This window comes from Neobacillus drentensis, from assembly GCF_036966985.1.
Classification (GTDB): Bacteria; Bacillota; Bacilli; order Bacillales; family Cytobacillaceae; genus Neobacillus; species Neobacillus drentensis_E.
Window position 1 is genome coordinate 1 of the sequence record NZ_JBALSN010000179.1, and the last position, 17,760, is coordinate 17,760.

Sequence of the window (17,760 nt, forward strand, 5' to 3'; positions counted from 1 at the left end):
CGATAGGAAGGTAAATTTAATATTCTTAAAGAATTTAAAAAATAATCACAACAATGGTCTATTAAATATAGGTATCATAAAGAAAAAGCGATATTGCATATGGGTCAATGAATGAAAATATTGGAAGCGAATTTAGAAGGAAAATCAAGATGATTATATTTTTAAGATGCAATCGAGTGATTCATGCGAAGCAACAAAACTTTGAAGAAGTCCGTGCGCTTTCCCAGTGCTAATTACTTGCAACAGGTATGAGGAATACATTAGCAAAAAGGGAGGAAATGGTGGAAACTCTAGATATTCGGAGCAGGGTATTTGGACCTAATGAATAGGATCAAATGGTAGCCAAAAAGAGTATCCTTGGCTACCGTAAGTTTGGCAGTTGAGACAATCTTTTATCAATATTTCCTGTTAGCAACAGGAGCAGAATCGATAAAATGACATAGTAGGGGATGTCCCACCAGACTAGACTTCGTAGTATTCCGGCTCCAATAAGTACTAGATTTACTCCATACATAAGGAAACCAGTGAAAATATATTTGATCCAATTCCTTTTTAAGTTAAGTTTCGTCATTAGACAATAATAAAGACTGTCACATACATAGAAAATGGCTCCCAAGGCAATCGAGTCACGACCAGAATTTTCAAACCAGCCAGGGGAGTAAATTCGATTTGAGAAAAAAATGATGGGCAGAATATGTGCACTTGCAGAGATTGAGCCAGTTATCAAATAAAGGATCCAATAATGTTTGAACCCATTTGAAGGACGTAAAATCCATTTATAATAAACTTTAGCAGTAGCAAAATAGAATGGGAGACCTATACCTGTATAAGCTAACCTCCACCAATTATGAGAATAAATATGAAGCTTTAAAAATAACCATTCAATTCCTACAAATAATCCTGAGAATAAGATCATCCATATCCAATTTAAATGAAAAACAGCTATTAGGGTGGCCACGATTGGTAAAGCGAAAGCATTTGACACAAATGCGCCCAAATTGTTGTCATAGAATTCATTACTCTTGATAAAATTAGGATTATAATCATAACTGGCTAAGAAATTATAAATGGCAGTCTCAATCAGAAAAGCTCCACCTATTTTGGTTAATAATAGGAATAGAGATTGAGTATTTCTTTTTTTGATGAGTACAAAACTAAATAAACTAATGCTTAAAATAAGTAAAGCATAATACCAATATGAATTATGCATAACATTCACTCCGATTAACTCGATTGAATTAGTTTGTTCCCAAGAATGAAAATTATGCAATTCCTGCCAATACAAAAAACCACTAAGAAAATATTTTTAGTGGTTTTTAATTATCAAAAGGGTAGTAAAGTCATCTTCACGAATTTTAATAAAAGGAGATATAAACCTTTAGAGGAACAATAGAGGATGATGGTCACTCTGAAAGGAAGAAAACAATGAGGTGAATAGATTGTACCAATTTAAAGAAGGACAAGTGGTTAGAACGGAATATTCAACCATTCCGTATACATGGATTCATCATGAGAAACCGAATAAAAGTATCTGCATCATGCTTCCAGGCTTAGGCTATACTACTCAGCGGCCGCTTTTTCATTATGCAACCGGGGTTTGCTTGGATGAAGAAATAGATATTCTCCATGTTAATTATCAGTTTAATAAGAACCAACACTTCGCGACGCTTAGCAAGGAAGAACAGGTTCGTTGGATGTATGAAGATGTAGAGGCTGTTATCGAAGAAATCTTAGGTGACACAAATTATCAGCAATGTTTTCTCCTAAGTAAATCGATTGGAACAATCCCTATGGCCATAGAGTGGATAAACAGAAAGTTTATTCGAAATTCATTTGGCATCTGGTTAACACCGCTATTTAAAGAGGACTATGTTTATGAAACACTTTTGCAAACGGAACTGCCTTCTTTATGTATCATTGGTGAGCAGGATCATCATTTTATTGATGAGCGGGTTACTTCACTAAATAATAATGAACTTGTCACCACAGTTATTATTCCAGGAGCTGAACATAGTCTAGAGCTGCACGGGGATGTTTTCGCAAGTATTGATGCTATCAAAAAAATCATGGAGTCTGTTCAGGAATTTATCAGGAATCATAAGATTTGAAACGATTTTGTTTGGTTACTTTTTGAAAAAAATCTATCTCGAGGTCTCCTGAAAAGTGACCTTGACGACTTTTTCTGTCTCTTTATTAAATTCAATATTGACGAAAACACCGAATTCTTTATTATTATCTTTTAACCAAAGCTTGAACTTTTCGGTGGAGGTTTGCGGTCCACTTGTTCTTCCAATGTGAAGATAATCTATTATTTCTGCATGCGGATACTTTTCATGGGTTTTCTGCAATGCCAAAGTACCCCACTTTGCATAGGGAGGTATTGGTTTTTGCTGGGCTGATGCTCTATTCATTCCTGTCAATGAACCTATACTACTTCCGAAGACAAACGTGATAACAAATAAACTAATTAGTAGTTTTTTCATGATATACCTCTCTTTGTTTTTACTCTTATCATTTCAATTTAAGTAATAATTTATGTAGAAATTCAATCCAAATACGAATTATTAGAAGGACGGGGATTTATTTTGGAGATTAAATTATTAACTGCATCTGATGCAGAGAACTATTGGGAACTCCGATTAGAAGCACTTAAGCAAAATCCAGAAGCTTTCTTAACAAGCTATGAAGATGCGATAAAAAGAGAAAACCCGATTCAACAAGTGGCTCGAAATTTCAGCGCAGAAGGGAACTATACTTTCGGAGCCTTTGATAACCATAAACTGGTTGGAGTAGTCACGTTATTGCACGAGACTGCGGAGAAAATCCGGCACCGTGCCAATATTTTTGCGATGTATGTTACACCTAATAAACAAGGTTTAGGTGTGGGGAAAGCATTAATGATGGAGGCTATTAATAAAGCACAGTCGATTCATGCGATTGAAAAAATAAATTTATCTGTCATGGCCAGCAATGAAAAAGCGAAGCAACTGTATAGTAAATTAGGTTTTCAAGTGTATGGAATGGAGGAAAACGCTCTAAAAGTTAATGGTGTCTCTTATAGTGACCTACATATGGTGTTACATTTGAAATCAGAGAAGGAAAAATTAATTTTCAATGGTAAACATGTCTACATTCGACCATTTTCTGAAGAAGATGTAGTGCCGCTCCTCCAATTACAAACAGACAATCGTCGTTTTTTTGAAAAATTTTCAATGGAACGCAGTGAGGATTTCTATAAAGTAGAGACTCAACTAAAGCGAATCGAGACGTATCAAGAGGAGTCCAACAATGATCTGAGCTATATGTTTGGAATTTTTACAAATGAGGGCAGATTAATTGGAATCATTCATTTATTTCATGTACTAAGAGGCTCACTTCAAAGTGCGTTCATCGGTTATTTTTTAGATGAAAAGCATAATGGGAGAGGCTATACGACAGAGGCGGTTAAATTACTGGTGGAATATGCATTTAAGGAACTGAAATTACACCGGATAGAGGCCGGCGTCATGCCGCACAATATTGGCTCCATTCGGGTATTGGAGAAATCCGGTTTTCATAAAGAAGGATTAGCGGTGAAAAATGTGAAGATAAACGGGAAATGGGAGGATCATCAGGTATTGGCGATCATTAATCCGAATGATTAGGAGCTTAATATGGAGAGGTCCCGGTTAGAGGACCTCTTTTTGGGTTTATGATATAATAATGTCACGAAGGTAAATTGTTTTAATACCTGTATATTATGATAGGGGGCAGAGGTAGAATGGATAACAATCAAATGATGCCAACCGAAATTTCGATAAAAAATAAAAAACATATGGTAAAAGGGAATGTAATAAGGACCGCCGTATTTGCACGTAGTAAGGTAATCGAACTTGGTACGGAAGATCAAGAAAGGTATTATCTTATTTTTTATAAAAATTCCCTTATCTTTGGTGGAAAGCTCGACCAAGTCGAGAAAGGAACATTTATAAATAAAGCAAATCATGAAGGTATTATTATTGAATCTCCGCATCCAATCTTACGTGCATTAATCCCCGAAGAAACCGTAACTATTCCCAATAAAAGCAACCTTTTTTCGCAACTCCAACTCCATTACTCACCACAGGAAATGGTCTATGTTTTAACCACACTTGACTCTTTTTTTGAAAAAGAACAACTGATCAAGGCTATTGACAAGATCTTCTTCCACTTTAGAAGAAACGGTAAATTTCTAAAATCCTTTCAAATCCTTCAGATGTTAGCTGATTTCGCACCAACCTTAAAATCAGCACAAGAACGTTTGGCCGCCCAAGAATTTAGTTCCTACCAGCATTTTTACCATTCCTCAAGTTTACCTGAAATCCTATTTAAGGACCCTCTATATGTAGAATTACATTGCTTCAAAAATCGAACCAATCCAGAAGAACGTAAATGTTTAGAAGAAATCGTGAGTAAACAAGACGGTTTAGTTGAGTTATTGCTATGGTTAGATCATGCAGAGAAACTTAAAGAGACTATATCCATCGAAAAGTATACGAGCAGCGCGTTACGCTTTGTGACGATGGAAGAATGGATGCTGATTTTGGCTCAACTGAATATCAATCCGTTTCAAGTACTGCCAGATTCAAAATCCGTCATCAAAAAAATGCTTCAAACAGGTAATTATGAGAAAGCTGCCCTATGCTTATTAAGGTTTATCGATGACCTGCCAGCCTCCTACAATGCCAATCTCCTTATAATATGGGATCATTCTGACCCGACATTTGTCATAGAACATTTTGATGAATTTATTAAATTGTTGCAGCACTTGCCACATTCAGAAAAAACTAAGCGCTTTGAACAAAAGGTTTTTCAATGTGCTGAAATCCTTCTTAAAGAGCATGACCTTAAAACAGTTTATGAACAACTCATCGCTATACAAATGATAATCCCTGGACTAGAAGTGATTAAAAAGATAAGTGAAATGGTTGGATTATTAGAGAATCCCGATCGAATGATGGAATTAGGTGATTATTATGCGGAGTTTAAACAATTTGACAAAGCGATCGATTGTTTCTTTTGGGAAATGGAACTCCAACCGCAAAATCCTGCTCCTGTTCGGAAAATCAGTAAAATGTATCAATCAAAAGGGATGATACAAGAAGCAGCTGCCTATCAAAAGGTACTTACTCAATTGCAAAGTAATCAAGAAACTGGATGATGTCCTAGCTCTTTAAAAATAGCAACACAAGCAAGGGTCATCAGAAGAGTTAATCTGATGACCCCTTAGTGTTTGATATACGATTTGATCAATCAATCATAATCTGTTCTTCACATCTTCTCTAATTAGTTCAATGATATTTTCGGATAAATTAGCAGGCAGAGAGTTACCTGCTTTAAAAACCCAAGCATTAACAACTTCGAGGTCTCCTTTTTTAAACGTTATACTATAATCCAGGTTTTGGTAAGTAAAATCAGCGGTTACTTCTTCTTGATCATACGCCTCTTCATCAATAATCATATTAGAAATTTCATAAGGTTTCACTTTACAGGCTCCTTTTGTATCAATCTTCTATGTAAATAGGGTTAACTTTAAAAATTTGTTTATTCAAAAGGAGCCACAAAAACTACTATATTTCACTTTAATATATTAATTAAGAATATGATAAAATGGGGATGGAGTGAATGGAGGTTGGCAGCAATTGATTACTATCTATAAAATCCTTGTTTTCATACATATTTTTTCAGCCATCCTAGGGATGGGGCCAGGGTTCATATTAACAACCGTGGTCAAATCTGGAAAAAACATGACTGAATTAAGACATTCATATAAGATTAGACATAAGTTGCATATTTTTGTCATGATTGGCGGCACGCTTTTATTAATTACAGGGCTAAGTATGGGGTTCCTTAACCCAAGCCTATTCAAGATGGGATGGTATGTAACAAGTCTGATTCTCTTTTTGGCAGCCCTTGCCATTGGTCCGCTTGTCCTATCGCCAAGGTCAAAACCCGTAAAGGCACTTTTAGAATCTCATAAAGGCGAAGAGATCCCAGCGGAATATTGGCGTTTATCAAAAATACTCTTTCAATTTGAAAACCTTGAAAATATCATCTTTTTAATCATCATCTCCTTAATGATTCTGAAACCGTTCTAGAATCAATGGAACACGATTTAAACTGTAACGAACAGGAAAGGTATGGCACAGAGTTTGCCATACCCTTCTTCGAGTACAATCATACATCTGAATATAAATAGGATAGTACGGCAGGAATTCTTTTTCTAAAGAATAAATAAGCATGTTCCGCATCCTCAATCAGCTGAAAGTGGAGGTCCGTTATTTTCCCGTTCAATACCTCATATACACGATTGGTAAGATCAAGAAAGACTTGATTCATTTCTTCATCCGAACCCACTTCTCTTGTGCCAAAGTCCATATAAAACTTTTCGATTTTAGATAAGTCTGAGATTCTCAATAGGTTTTCGATTTCCTCTTGATTTCGATAAAATCCAGGTGATAAAGCTGCGATTCTTTTAAAAATATGTGGATAACGGCAGGCAGCATAGGTGGAGATTAATCCACCTAATGATATTCCAGCTATCGATGTATGATTTTCAATGGTCCGGTAATTCTTATCAATTAACGGTTTCAGCTCGCTCACAATAAAATCTATATATTCTTCACCTCGGCCGCCAGATGGACTTGCGTAGCCTAAGATTTGTTTGCTTACCTCTCCATGTCCCCATGGACAGTATTCGTTGACTCGTTCTTCACCCTCAGGATTTAGATCAATCGCAACGACAATAATCTCAAGCCCACTCTTATCCAAGTAATCTTTCATTCCTAAAGATACTCCTTTAATGGCCCCTTCATCTTCAAAGACATTCTGTCCATCATGCATATACAGTACTGGGAATCTTTTATTCTCCTCTCTGTAACTATTAGGCAAGTATACTCTAATCAGTCTTTCGTGTTTAAAAGAGCTCATATAAACAGGGAATTTTTCTAACACGATTCTCCACCACCCACATTCTGAATTTTCTATAATAAGAATTTACCATAATTTTCATTAAACTCGTTAAACTTTATTTAGAAATTGGATCAAAGTTTTTCGATGAAAAAAGATTTGGTTATAGTCAATAACAAGTTTTGAAGTCTAGAAGACTTCTCTAGATATATTATATTTTTATTGATCCTATGAGTTTAGAATATTGTAAATTTACCCAAACTAATAAGAGGTTCATGTGATTTTCGTTGGTTTACACCATATGACAAACTTCGCTATTGATTCTTCGAATTGAATCGAGTAGTATGGAAACTACGATAAATGAAAGGGTGACCATCAAGCCAATGATTCACTAAACCTATTAAAAGAAAAAAATTCGGATAATCATACGAACATATTTCTGGATAGGGTTAGTGCGGGCTTTTATAGACAAAGGGGAGTAAAAGGTACTTGGTGTACTGTGCCCTTTTGCTGCATAAGTACCTCCTGTCCAGATGAATGGATAAGGAGGTTTTTTTATGGAAGAAACAAAAACAAACATTACCATGGGGGACTTATTCAGAAATCGAGTAATACGCACCATTTTGCTCTCGACATTATTCTTACAAATTGGTATATGGGTACGTAACTACTCCATTTTATTATTTGTAATTGAACAGACAAATGAAGACCCCGTTGCGGTTTCACTGATCTCTGTTGCAGAATTCGCGCCAATCTTTCTATTTTCCTTTATTGGAGGCACTTTCGCAGATAGATGGCGGCCGAGACGGACGATGATTTGGTGTGATTTCCTAAGTGCGGTGTCTATCTTTATTGTCTTGTTAACACTGGTATTTGGGGGCTGGAAGGTTATTTTCTTCGCAACACTCGTGTCATCGATCCTTTCACAGTTTTCACAGCCTTCTGGAATGAAACTTTTCAAGCTTCATGTAAAGGAAGAACTAATTCAAATGGGTATGTCGATGTACCAAACGGTGTTTGCTCTCTTTATGATTTTAGGTCCAATTATCGGAACTTTTGTGTATCAGCATTACGGTATAAATGCAGCAATTGCGATTATGGGGATTGCTTTTATGCTTTCAGCAGCGATTCTGTTTATGCTTCCACCTGACCGGGAAATTGAGGAAAACACTGAGAAAACGACACTTATGGACGAAATGAAGGCAGGATTCCGTTATGTTTGGAACAGTCGGGCGCTAACCTTGCTTGGCGGCTGTTTTGCAGCAGCTGGTTTAGGGCTTGGACTGACGCAGCCACTTTCTGTTTTCCTTATTACGGAAAGACTTGGTTTGCCAAAAGAGGATCTGCAATGGTTGATGGCAGCATTTGGAGCGGGGATGATTTTAGGTGGGGGCCTAACAATGGGCTTAGCTAAAAAGACTCCTCCACAAATCTTGCTTGCCATTGGAATGAGCGCCTCGGCCTTAGGATTTTTTGTGATGGGGCTATCAGAACAATTGTGGCTGACATTGACGGCCCAATTTATTAGTGGTTTGTTTATGCCTTGTATTCACATTGGAATTAACACGATGATTTTGAAAAATACAGAAGAAGCTTTTATCGGGCGAGTCAATGGCATATTAAATCCGATGTTTATGGGGACTATGGTTATTACCATGACAGCGAGCGGTTGGCTGAAGAAAACCACTTCTTTGGTAACGATGTACGAATTATCGGCCCTGCTTTTTATCGTAGGAGTAATTATCCTCATTCCACTCTTCAAGAATTCCGTTAATCTTTTGAAAAAGAGTGAGGAAGTATAAATTTTTAAAGCTGCCCTGTTTTCGAGGGCAGCTTTTTTACGGTTCGCACTATTCACCCTTTACTAATGGGAGTGTAATGACTACTTGTGTTCCTTCATTTGGAATACTGTTGATTAAAATCTTCCCGCCATAGGAGTCGATAATCCGTTTGCAAACGGTTAATCCTAAGCCAGATCCATCTTTCTTGAGTGTGAAGAATGGGTTAAATGCTTGGTTGATTTGATCTTGCTTCATTCCCACTCCGTTATCCGTGACGGTAATTAAACATTGTTCTGCCTGTTTCTCAAGAGCGATAGAAAGTTTGCCTCCAAAAGGCATGGCCTGCAAAGAGTTTTTTGTTAAATTAAGAATGACTTGCTTTAACTGATCTTTGACACAAGAAACGGGTAGATTTTCCTTAGAGTAATTAATAGTTAACTCCACATTCATAAAATTAGCTTCGGAATGAATGATTGGCTCGATTTCAGTCAGAATGGTATTGACATTATCAGTTTTAAGCGTATGAGCAGTGGGCTTCCCTAGTACAAGCAATTCACTAACAATGACATTGATTCGATCGATTTCTGTTTGGATCACTTCGAAATAGGATTGAGCCTTTTGATCGAGATATTCCTCGCTTAAAAGTTTTATTAATCCTTTTATACCGGTTAACGGATTTCGTATTTCATGAGCTGTACTTGCCGCAAGCTTCCCGATTAATTCTAGTTTATGATGTTCTGTTTGAGCATTTTCCCTTTGCACTTTCTTTTTTAAAAGAAAGTATTGGGCCCATAAAAAGACGATATTGGAAATGGTTAAAAAAATCATCAAATATTTAACAAACGGTTTCCAAAAAGCTAGTCCATTTTCCGATTGGACAAAGACTGAAATTTTCCAATGAACATTGGCTATTTTCATACTGGATTTTACCGAGTTCTTTTCAGGAAGGGAACCTGCTTTAAATAAAACCTTGTTTGAATCATCGGTGATAATGACCATTTCACCATTAACCAGGTTTTTAATGGCTGCTTCAATTTTATCTGTACGTAAACTGGCAACAAGCACACTCTGAACTTTTCCATGATCGACAATCGGAGTAGCAATTGTGATGATTTGCCTGCCAGTAACTCGGCCAATATGTACGTCCGAAAAACTTGTTTTCTCCGTTTGTATGGCACGCTGAAAATAAGGTTGATCGTTTATATTCACATTTGTAGAATTTGTATTCGTACTGATTAATAAGTCACCTTGGCTGTTTGTCCAAAAGAAACCAGATAGACGAGGATCTTTCCCTGTTGTTTCCCGAAGTAATTCTTCCAAATTAGTTAGGCTGGTGTTCTGAAACTTAAGCGAAGTGGCGAGCATTTCTAATCTGCCAACCGTTTCGTTAAATAAATTTTCTATGTTCATTGTGTGGAAGGTGGCATATCGTGAGGCTTTATTTTTATTTTGTGCTTCCAAAATTTTTACTTGGTGTTGTGCTAACACCGAACTAACGGCCAAAGCGGGGATCAAAGTGAGAAGTAGATAAAGTAGAAATTTTTTCTTCAGGATGGACGATAAAACACGAATGAAAACCAAGTGGAATCTACTCCTCATAATGTTGTATATCATTATTCTACTATTTTTTAAAGCAATAAAATATATTTTTTGTTGTTTATTTTTGGTAATATTTCTTCCTCCTTATTCTGTACAAATTTTAGATAAAATTATTGGAAAAAAGTTTTGTGTGTATATCATAAATGTCCTCATTTGGTGGATTCTAATACCAAATGGATCATTCATACTATGGAAAAAAGAGGTACAAAATGGAAGATAAGACAAAACTTCGCTTAACAGCCGCCGAGATGTCTACGTTGTGGACTCAATATTTGAGTGACACTCTAGCTGTTTGTGTGAGCAGCCATTACTTGGAGAAAGTGGAAGATGAGGAAGTACGTCCGGTTATTGAATTTACTTTAGAAGTAGCTAGAGGCAATATTTCGATAATGGAGGAACTGTTTATAAAGGAGGGTTTCCCTGTTCCGGTGGGCTTTACAGAACAAGATGTAGTCCCGAAAGCTCCCAGACTATTTTCAGACACTTTTGTTTTATTGTTTTATCGTAATATGTCTATACTTGCCATGACTGCAGGCAGTGCTGCTCTAGGATTGGTAACACGTCCAGATTTGGTTATCTTTTTTAAACGTATATTAAATGCAGCGGTTAATCTTCAGGATTTGACCAGGGATCTTATGTTGAAACAAGGAACATACATTAAACCGCCTTATATCTCCACACCAGATAATGTGGATTTTGTAAAAAGAGATCATTTTTTGGCTGGCTTTTTCGGTCATAGGAGACCGATTACTTCTATAGAAATCACGCATTTATTCTTAAATATTCAAACTAATATGATTGGGAAGGCATTAATAACAGGGTACGCTCAGACGGCACAGGATAAAGAGGTGAAGCAATTTCTGCAAAAAGGAATTCAAATGGCACAGCAACACGCAGATTTATTTAGTGATATATTAAAAAAGGAAGATCTTCCTGCTCCAATGAGCTGGGATTCAGCTGTTTCCGATTCCACCTCAACCGTTTTTTCGGATAAACTCATCATGTTTAATGTATCAACGATGATTGCTGCAGGAATCGGTAATTATGGAATGGCCGTGGCAGCAAGTCCAAGAAGGGATATTGGCCTTAAGTATGCAGCATTAATTCCAGAAATAACACTCTATGCAGAAGCAGGAGCGAAAATTATGATCAAAAATGGATGGATGGAGGAACCTCCTCAATCAGATGATCGTGATGTTTTAATAAAAAGTTAGGGTAATTTAGTTCAACATTCTATATTTAATGGTAACCGTCGTGGTTTCAATGGCGGTTTTTTCTTGTACACGTCACCATATAATGACAACATTTGATACTATATAGTATCACATCTAAAAAATTAGAAACTTTTGGTCGGGTACAAGTTGAATTAAAGTAATCTTTAAGCACTAAATAAAAAGTTACAAAAAATAAAACAAAATTTAGCCTCCCAAAAATAATAAATCATTAAATTTTCCCAACGCTTCTGAGAACCCAGCGCTGGGATTTTTAATAGAATAGGTTATTTTCGCAAGTGCCTTCGCTGGTGCCTGACACCATGTCCCACACTTTTTCCCAATTATCCTAATAGATTCATCGTGTTATGATTATTTTGAAAATTATACACAAAGAGAAATTAGGAGGCGGTTGGCTATGAAAAAGAGAACATCACTTGTATTAGCATTGGGATTAACAGTGGGGTCTGTGCTGCCGATTACGGCTGCGGCAAAAACTGTTCCGTATAATGTTACGGTTCAGAAAGATGCAGCGCAGTTTGGTCAGGATGCAAAGGTTCATTGGAAACAAGGGCAATCTGTACCATCCTTCGTTCATGGAAAGTTATCTACCAAAGCTTATAAAGATAAAGATGCCATTAAGCAATTTTTAAAAGAAAATAAAGAGCTATATCAATTAGATACAGCTAAAGATTTAACTTTACTAGATGTTCAGACGGACGAACTTGGCAGCAAGCACTATAATTTTGTTCAATCTGTTCAGGGGATTCCAGTTGATGGAGCAAAGTTTAAAGTCCATACAGATAAAAATGGACTCGTTACAGCAGTCAATGGAGATGTGTTCCCAGAAGCATCCTCCTATTTCCAAGGGGCCCTGAAAGCACAGCTATCGAAGGATGCTGCCATTGATAAGTCTTGGAAATCTATTAAAGTAACCAAAGCGGAAACCCTAACCAATGCCGAGGCTGGTCCTACGGGTAAAAAGGTAGAGGATACCGTTGAAAAGGCAGAATTAGTGGTTTATAAGAATGGCGATCAATTTAATCTGGCTTACAAAACTAACCTACAATTTATTCAGCCATACCCTGCCAACTGGGTTGTTTATGTGGATGCCGTAAATGGGAATATCTTAAAGTCCTATAATGCTGTGGCAGATGGCACAGGGGTTGGTGTACTCGGGGATACGAAAACAATCAACACCTATTACTCAAGCGGAACTTACTATTTATACGATATTACCAAGCCGATGACAGGTGTCATTGAAACAAGGACGGCAGCAAATCAATCACGATTACCTGGTAATTATTCAGTGGATGCTGATAATAATTTCAACGCTACGGGCCAGCGAGCCGATGTAGATGCACACTACTATGCTGGGGTCGTCTATGATTATTATAAAAATACGTTTAATAGAAATAGTTTTGATAATAATGGTGCGACGCTTCGCTCGACGGTCCACTATGGCAGAAATTATAACAATGCGTTCTGGAATGGATCGCAAATGGTCTATGGAGATGGTGATGGTACAACTTTCCGTTCTTTGTCGGGTGCACTAGATGTTGTTGCTCATGAATTGACACATGCGGTCACTGAAAGAACGGCAGGGCTTCAATATCAATACCAATCAGGTGCTTTAAATGAGTCTATTTCTGATACGTTTGGAGTGTTCCTTGATAAAGGTGATTATTTAGTGGGCGAAGATGTGTATACACCTAATAAAGCTGGCGATGCTCTTCGTAGTCTATCAAACCCTGAACTTTATGGCCAGCCATCGACTATGAGCGGCTATGTAAATACAACCTCAGATAATGGTGGAGTTCACACAAACAGCGGTATTCCGAACAAAGCAGCTTATTTAACGATTTCAAGTTTAGGGACAGCCGTTGCTGAAAAAATTTACTATCGTGCACTAACAGTTTATCTGACTCCAACTAGTAATTTTAGTGGTGCCCGTGCAGCACTCCTTGCTGCAGCAGCAGACCTTTATGGATCAGGCAGCACACAATACAATGCCATAAAATCTGCTTGGACACAAGTAGGAGTAAACTAAACTATGAAAAAAGGTCAGCCATCAAAAAATCTGATGGCTGACCTTTTTATGGGTAAAAAATAGATTGGTGTCAGGCACCAATCCAAAATGGGAAGTTTAAGAAATGAGCTCTTCGAACCATTTCCTATTAAGTTATCTTTATAATAGTTAAAACATATGTAGAACTTAGGGAGAACTTGTGTGGAAGTTGTGAAGATTATAAATGCCGCAATGTTATTGAGATGGCTTGCGCCCATTTAAAAAATCTCGCCTTTTGTTGGTGGATAAATTTTTTTCTTACAGGGTGTTGTTATTCCCTTTTTTGCAATATAATAAAAGTAAGGTGTTCACAAAATTGTCAAAATAACATTTATCGAACTTACATAAATAATAAATTTTCAGGGGGAAGACAGATGATTAGGGCGGCTATTGCTGGTGTAGTGGGTTTTGTACTTATTTTTATCGAATCGATGATTGTCATGAATCTAAAAGGCCTTGAAACCATTGAGTTTGGCGGAATAGCCCCATTTATTAATGTCTGGGCTATGAACTTCTTTTTCGTCTTTGCTATCCTTACACAGGTAACTAATTGGTACGTAAACAAGGAAAGCCTGGAAGAGGATAATAGCTTTTAAGAATTTCATATGAATAAAAAAGCTACACAATCTGGAACGATGTCCAAGATTGTGTAGCTTTTTTTGTTTCGTTTAAACGTTGTGATTTACGGCTTTATTCCCTTTAAATGCAGCCTTACGAATGAATGGGATTACCCAACGGTCAAGACCGATGCGACCGGCATTATAACCAGCGAATAAGATAATGGCTCCGATGAAAAGGTCAGTCGGAATATGAGATACTGTTCCTGCTAAGAAGAAAGAGAAGTTCATCACAAGACCAAAGAACATTGCAGCTGTTGTTAAGCATCCAAGAATAAGTCCAAGTCCAACTAAAAATTCGCCAAGTGGAACGATGGTGTTAAAAATATCAACGTTTGGTAAAGCGAAGTGTTGTAAGAAATCAACATACCAGCCATAAACTACGCTGCCGTCAGGTCCTTTAACGGGATTAGCAATTGCTCCTTTTAAGAATCCAGAAGCATCAAAACCACCTGCTAATTTGTGGTACCCAGCTGTTAACCAAGAACAACCGATATATAGGCGAAGGACTGTTAAAATTCCTGCGGCAACTTTGTTTTCTCTTAACCAATTTACTACCATGTGAAACACTCCTTGTTTAATAAGTTTTTTATTTGTTTTCTACATTGTTACTATAACAAACTTATTTCGATATTAGGGTAAATTGTTCAGTATTTCACATATTCGTAAAAAAGTTTTGAACAAATATTGAACAAACATCTTTTTTCATCCAGGCCCACGGGAAAAATCTGAAAAGATCATTATTAATATATAAAAAATGCTTGGAGAAGCTCCAAGCATTTTTCACTGATAGATAACGCTTATCCTAAATATTTTTCTAATGGTCTCCAATAATTTGCTCCCCATCCAGCCGCAAGATGTTCTCCTTCTGCTTCGGGAAAACCGATGTGATCGAAAACCAAAAGTGTTTTAGAGTCTTGTTCTTTAAGCTCAAACTTAGCGATAGAATAAACCCCTTCAGGCCAATTTGCTACGCGCCAAGCTTGAACAATACGTACTCCTGGAACTAGTTCAATATTTCTTCCAATAATCATACCGCCAAAGCATGAGAAAGTCCCACCAGCTTCAGGGCTGATTTCAACTGGAGCCCCTCCCGTAACTTCACTAAATTGCTTTGAATCTGTGAGTGCTTCGTAAATCTGGCCTGGACTTGCATTGAAAACTACTTCCTGATGAATTGTTTTAGACATTTGTTTCTCTCCTCATAAATAATATTTTTATAAAATATTAATGCATAGCTATAACGGACCAAGGGTCTACGCCTGGATCTCGTCCTTCGGCAAAATCTTTGATTCGTGGCATGTAATGGGTCCAACCTTGTTGATGAGAAGGGATTTCTTCCACTGGCAAGTCATAATGAGTTAATACTAGGTTCGTGCCATTTTCTTTCGGAGTCAGTTTGAATTCAACTTTACTTGAGCCAGGCGGCACGAGCTTTGATTTTTCCCAGCCCCAAGACATAACAATTTTTTCATAAGGTACAATTTCAACATATTCGCCCATGGCAATATCGCTGCCATTGACATCAATTCGATACTTACCACCGATTTTAGGTTCGAGCAAGATCTGTCTTCCCATCCAGCGAACCATTTTGTCGGCATCCGTAAAGAATGAAAATAATGTTTCTGGACGGGCTTCAATGAAAATTTCTTTGATAATTACGTCATTATTGGTCTGATTCATTATTGATTCTCCTTTCTTCCTCTTCTGCAGCTTCTTTCAGTCGAAGTAAACTATCATCCCAAAAACGGTCAATATACTGCTTTAACTCTGAGAATCCATCCCTTCTAATACCGTAGTACCGTTTTGTTCCGTCTCTCCGAACCACAACAAGGCCAGATTGTTCGAGAACTTTGAGATGCTGAGAGATTGCTGGAGCAGAGATGTCAAAATGTGAGGCAATTGCGCTGGAGGTAAGCTCTCCATCGCGAACGAGATATAAAATATCTCGTCGTCTAGGCTCTGCCAAAGCATGAAGGACTTTTTCAATCATGTTGTTATTTTAGCGTACACTTAATTAAGTGTCAACTTAATTAGTTGGTATCCATGTTAGTATTTTTTGGTACAGGAGATGAATATATGACTAAAAGTTGGAATTGAAATATTTTCCAAAAAAGAACTTGATAAAACTAATACTATTAGTTATTATAAAACTAACGATATTAGTTAAGGGGGATATGCCAGATGAGAATGATTAAAAATGGATATTTATATCAAGTCACATTCATGGCAAGTGTTTTTCCGGTCAACTGCTATTTAGTGGAGGAAACAGATGGGTTAACGCTAATTGATGCCGCACTAAGTTTTTGCACGAAGGGAATTATGAAGGCAGCGGAATCAATTGGAAAGCCAATTACCAAAATAGTACTAACACATGCTCATGAAGACCATGTCGGAGCATTGGATTCCTTAAAGGACTTGATGCCAGAAGTACCGGTTTATATTTCAATTCGCGACCACAGGCTAATGAATGGTGATCGGTCGCTTGATCCTCATGAGGCACAAGCACCGATTAAAGGCGGTGTGCCGAAAAAATTAAAAACGCGAGCAAATATTTTAGTGAAGGAAGGCGACTTGATTGGTTCGTTAACCGCAATCGAAACACCAGGACATACACCCGGCTCGATGTCATTTTTAGATTTGCGGACAAAGGCGTTGATTGCTGGGGATGCATTACAGACACGAGGTGGAATGGCGGTTGCGGGGGATATAGTTCCATGGTTTCCATTTCCAGCCTTTGGTACTTGGAGTAAAGAAACAGCTATAACTAGCGCACGTAAATTAGTGGGTTACCAACCAGAGTTACTTGCGGTAGGCCATGGGGAGATGGTGATGAATCCTGTAAAAGAAATGGAACAGGCCATCAAACATCTTGGACGAAAAATTGGATAGGGAGTCATGACTATGTCACCAAGACCAAAAATCGGTCTCGAATTATCATTTATTATCGAAGCAGCAGGAGAACTGGCCGACCAGCATGGGGTCCAGGAAGTTACCTTAGCAAACCTGGCTAAAAAACTAGGAATCCGTCCGCCTTCATTATATAACCATTTCGACGGATTGCCAGGATTACGAAAGAAACTGGCCATCTACGGAATCAATATGCTTTACGAAGTGATGGCAGATGCAGCAATTGGGGTGTCAGGCACCGAGGCAGTCCTGGCAGTTAGTCAGGCTTATGTAGATTTTGCCCGAAGGCACCCGGGAATTTATGAGGCAACCTTACTTGCACCAGATCCGGAGGATGTGGATGTGCAGCAAGCGGGAGCGAAAATCGTTGATCTTTCAGTCCGCATTTTGCAAGCCTATTATTTAGAAGGGGAACGTGCCCTGCATGCAGTCAGGGGCTTGCGCAGTATATTACATGGATTTTCAGCCTTAGAGCAAAAAGGCGGGTTTAAAATGTCATTGGATTTGAATGAGAGTCTCATAGTAATTATCAAGGCATTTCTTGCGGGAATCGGCGAGGGGGATTAATGTAGATATGAAGGTTAACAGTGCCCGTAGCTGTAGAAAAATATCTGTCATGGGCACTCTGGAAGGCTCACAGTGCCCGT

At 37.7% G+C, this 17,760-nt stretch carries 19 protein-coding genes; 10 read left to right on the forward strand and 9 right to left on the reverse strand.

Translation table 11 applies throughout. The annotated features are described in order from the left end of the window. Nucleotides 1-361: 361 nt before the first annotated feature. Nucleotides 362-1,210 carry a hypothetical protein gene (locus V7659_RS12130; protein WP_335540244.1) on the reverse strand — a complete coding sequence of 283 codons (849 nt, stop codon included), beginning with the start codon at nucleotides 1,208-1,210 and terminating at the stop codon, nucleotides 362-364. Between the two features lie 229 nt (nucleotides 1,211-1,439). On the opposite strand from V7659_RS12130, the gene V7659_RS12135 reads away from it, so the two are divergent. Continuing rightward, nucleotides 1,440-2,108 (forward strand): hypothetical protein, encoded by a 669-nt coding sequence (locus V7659_RS12135; protein WP_335540245.1) that lies wholly within the window; start codon nucleotides 1,440-1,442, stop codon nucleotides 2,106-2,108. Nucleotides 2,109-2,141: 33 nt separating this feature from the next. Here V7659_RS12135 and V7659_RS12140 read toward each other — a convergent pair whose 3' ends face one another. Then, the gene (locus V7659_RS12140; protein WP_335540246.1) at nucleotides 2,142-2,483 is read right to left on the reverse strand and encodes a YqzG/YhdC family protein; all 342 of its coding nucleotides are present in this window, start codon (nucleotides 2,481-2,483) and stop codon (nucleotides 2,142-2,144) included. Nucleotides 2,484-2,585: 102 nt separating this feature from the next. Here V7659_RS12140 and V7659_RS32115 point away from each other — a divergent pair, with 102 nt between their 5' ends. Both V7659_RS32115 and V7659_RS12155 read left to right on the forward strand, forming a co-directional pair. Continuing rightward, entirely contained in the window at nucleotides 2,586-3,644 is a 1,059-nt protein-coding gene (locus V7659_RS32115; protein ID WP_420491254.1) for a GNAT family N-acetyltransferase, read from the forward strand. 116 nt (nucleotides 3,645-3,760) lie between these two features. Beyond that, nucleotides 3,761-5,179 (forward strand): tetratricopeptide repeat protein, encoded by a 1,419-nt coding sequence (locus V7659_RS12155; protein ID WP_335540247.1) that lies wholly within the window; start codon nucleotides 3,761-3,763, stop codon nucleotides 5,177-5,179. 96 nt (nucleotides 5,180-5,275) lie between these two features. Here V7659_RS12155 and V7659_RS12160 read toward each other — a convergent pair whose 3' ends face one another. Beyond that, a complete protein-coding gene (locus tag V7659_RS12160) occupies nucleotides 5,276-5,503 on the reverse strand; it encodes a hypothetical protein (protein WP_335540248.1) in 228 nt (75 codons plus the stop codon). A 157-nt stretch (nucleotides 5,504-5,660) separates the two neighbouring features. Here V7659_RS12160 and V7659_RS12165 point away from each other — a divergent pair, with 157 nt between their 5' ends. Further along, nucleotides 5,661-6,116: a DUF2269 family protein gene (locus V7659_RS12165; RefSeq protein WP_144554445.1), complete on the forward strand. Its 456-nt coding sequence runs from the start codon at nucleotides 5,661-5,663 to the stop codon at nucleotides 6,114-6,116. A 79-nt stretch (nucleotides 6,117-6,195) separates the two neighbouring features. Here the strand turns inward: V7659_RS12165 and V7659_RS12170 are convergent, their stop codons facing one another. Next, nucleotides 6,196-6,972 (reverse strand): alpha/beta hydrolase, encoded by a 777-nt coding sequence (locus V7659_RS12170; protein ID WP_335540249.1) that lies wholly within the window; start codon nucleotides 6,970-6,972, stop codon nucleotides 6,196-6,198. A 512-nt stretch (nucleotides 6,973-7,484) separates the two neighbouring features. Between V7659_RS12170 and V7659_RS12175 the strand changes: the two genes are divergently transcribed. Continuing rightward, nucleotides 7,485-8,729, forward strand: a complete 1,245-nt coding sequence (locus V7659_RS12175) for an MFS transporter (RefSeq protein WP_335540250.1) — start codon at nucleotides 7,485-7,487, stop codon at nucleotides 8,727-8,729. Between the two features lie 48 nt (nucleotides 8,730-8,777). On the opposite strand, the gene V7659_RS12180 is transcribed toward V7659_RS12175, so the two are convergent. Then, nucleotides 8,778-10,289, reverse strand: coding sequence for an ATP-binding protein (locus V7659_RS12180; protein WP_335540251.1), 1,512 nt, complete (start codon nucleotides 10,287-10,289; stop codon nucleotides 8,778-8,780). Between the two features lie 227 nt (nucleotides 10,290-10,516). On the opposite strand from V7659_RS12180, the gene V7659_RS12185 reads away from it, so the two are divergent. From V7659_RS12185 to V7659_RS12195, 3 genes are all read left to right on the forward strand, one after another. Continuing rightward, nucleotides 10,517-11,521 carry a DUF3231 family protein gene (locus tag V7659_RS12185; RefSeq protein WP_335540252.1) on the forward strand — a complete coding sequence of 335 codons (1,005 nt, stop codon included), beginning with the start codon at nucleotides 10,517-10,519 and terminating at the stop codon, nucleotides 11,519-11,521. A gap of 415 nt (nucleotides 11,522-11,936) precedes the next feature. Further along, nucleotides 11,937-13,568 carry a M4 family metallopeptidase gene (locus V7659_RS12190; protein WP_335540253.1) on the forward strand — a complete coding sequence of 544 codons (1,632 nt, stop codon included), beginning with the start codon at nucleotides 11,937-11,939 and terminating at the stop codon, nucleotides 13,566-13,568. Between the two features lie 392 nt (nucleotides 13,569-13,960). Next, the gene (locus V7659_RS12195; RefSeq protein WP_335540254.1) at nucleotides 13,961-14,182 is read left to right on the forward strand and encodes a hypothetical protein; all 222 of its coding nucleotides are present in this window, start codon (nucleotides 13,961-13,963) and stop codon (nucleotides 14,180-14,182) included. A 72-nt stretch (nucleotides 14,183-14,254) separates the two neighbouring features. On the opposite strand, the gene V7659_RS12200 is transcribed toward V7659_RS12195, so the two are convergent. The 4 genes from V7659_RS12200 to V7659_RS12215 all read right to left on the reverse strand — a co-directional run bounded on the left by V7659_RS12200 (nucleotide 14,255) and on the right by V7659_RS12215 (nucleotide 16,196). Then, the gene (locus V7659_RS12200; RefSeq protein WP_335540255.1) at nucleotides 14,255-14,764 is read right to left on the reverse strand and encodes a DoxX family protein; all 510 of its coding nucleotides are present in this window, start codon (nucleotides 14,762-14,764) and stop codon (nucleotides 14,255-14,257) included. Nucleotides 14,765-15,003: 239 nt separating this feature from the next. Then, entirely contained in the window at nucleotides 15,004-15,393 is a 390-nt protein-coding gene (locus V7659_RS12205) for an SRPBCC family protein (RefSeq protein ID WP_335540256.1), read from the reverse strand. A 37-nt stretch (nucleotides 15,394-15,430) separates the two neighbouring features. After that, the gene (locus V7659_RS12210; protein ID WP_335540257.1) at nucleotides 15,431-15,886 is read right to left on the reverse strand and encodes an SRPBCC family protein; all 456 of its coding nucleotides are present in this window, start codon (nucleotides 15,884-15,886) and stop codon (nucleotides 15,431-15,433) included. Beyond that, nucleotides 15,870-16,196, reverse strand: coding sequence for an ArsR/SmtB family transcription factor (locus V7659_RS12215; protein WP_035446444.1), 327 nt, complete (start codon nucleotides 16,194-16,196; stop codon nucleotides 15,870-15,872). Before V7659_RS12215 ends, V7659_RS12210 begins: the two co-directional genes overlap by 17 nt. Nucleotides 16,197-16,387: 191 nt before the next feature. Here V7659_RS12215 and V7659_RS12220 point away from each other — a divergent pair, with 191 nt between their 5' ends. Next, the gene (locus V7659_RS12220) at nucleotides 16,388-17,095 is read left to right on the forward strand and encodes an MBL fold metallo-hydrolase (RefSeq protein WP_335540258.1); all 708 of its coding nucleotides are present in this window, start codon (nucleotides 16,388-16,390) and stop codon (nucleotides 17,093-17,095) included. Between the two features lie 12 nt (nucleotides 17,096-17,107). Further along, nucleotides 17,108-17,680, forward strand: coding sequence for a TetR/AcrR family transcriptional regulator (locus V7659_RS12225; protein WP_335540259.1), 573 nt, complete (start codon nucleotides 17,108-17,110; stop codon nucleotides 17,678-17,680). Nucleotides 17,681-17,760: the final 80 nt, after the last annotated feature.

Excerpts from the sequence above, each read along its gene's own strand:
- V7659_RS12130 (WP_335540244.1), bottom strand. The coding sequence starts at position 1,210 with ATGCATAATTCATATTGGTATTATGCTTTACTTATTTTAAGCATTAGT.
- V7659_RS12140 (WP_335540246.1), bottom strand. The coding sequence starts at position 2,483 with ATGAAAAAACTACTAATTAGTTTATTTGTTATCACGTTTGTCTTCGGA.
- V7659_RS12155 (WP_335540247.1), top strand. The coding sequence starts at position 3,761 with ATGGATAACAATCAAATGATGCCAACCGAAATTTCGATAAAAAATAAA.
- V7659_RS12175 (WP_335540250.1), top strand. The coding sequence starts at position 7,485 with ATGGAAGAAACAAAAACAAACATTACCATGGGGGACTTATTCAGAAAT.
- V7659_RS12185 (WP_335540252.1), top strand. The coding sequence starts at position 10,517 with ATGGAAGATAAGACAAAACTTCGCTTAACAGCCGCCGAGATGTCTACG.
- V7659_RS12190 (WP_335540253.1), top strand. The coding sequence starts at position 11,937 with ATGAAAAAGAGAACATCACTTGTATTAGCATTGGGATTAACAGTGGGG.
- V7659_RS12195 (WP_335540254.1), top strand. The coding sequence starts at position 13,961 with ATGATTAGGGCGGCTATTGCTGGTGTAGTGGGTTTTGTACTTATTTTT.
- V7659_RS12200 (WP_335540255.1), bottom strand. The coding sequence starts at position 14,764 with ATGGTAGTAAATTGGTTAAGAGAAAACAAAGTTGCCGCAGGAATTTTA.
- V7659_RS12205 (WP_335540256.1), bottom strand. The coding sequence starts at position 15,393 with ATGTCTAAAACAATTCATCAGGAAGTAGTTTTCAATGCAAGTCCAGGC.
- V7659_RS12210 (WP_335540257.1), bottom strand. The coding sequence starts at position 15,886 with ATGAATCAGACCAATAATGACGTAATTATCAAAGAAATTTTCATTGAA.
- V7659_RS12215 (WP_035446444.1), bottom strand. The coding sequence starts at position 16,196 with ATGATTGAAAAAGTCCTTCATGCTTTGGCAGAGCCTAGACGACGAGAT.
- V7659_RS12220 (WP_335540258.1), top strand. The coding sequence starts at position 16,388 with ATGAGAATGATTAAAAATGGATATTTATATCAAGTCACATTCATGGCA.
- V7659_RS12225 (WP_335540259.1), top strand. The coding sequence starts at position 17,108 with ATGTCACCAAGACCAAAAATCGGTCTCGAATTATCATTTATTATCGAA.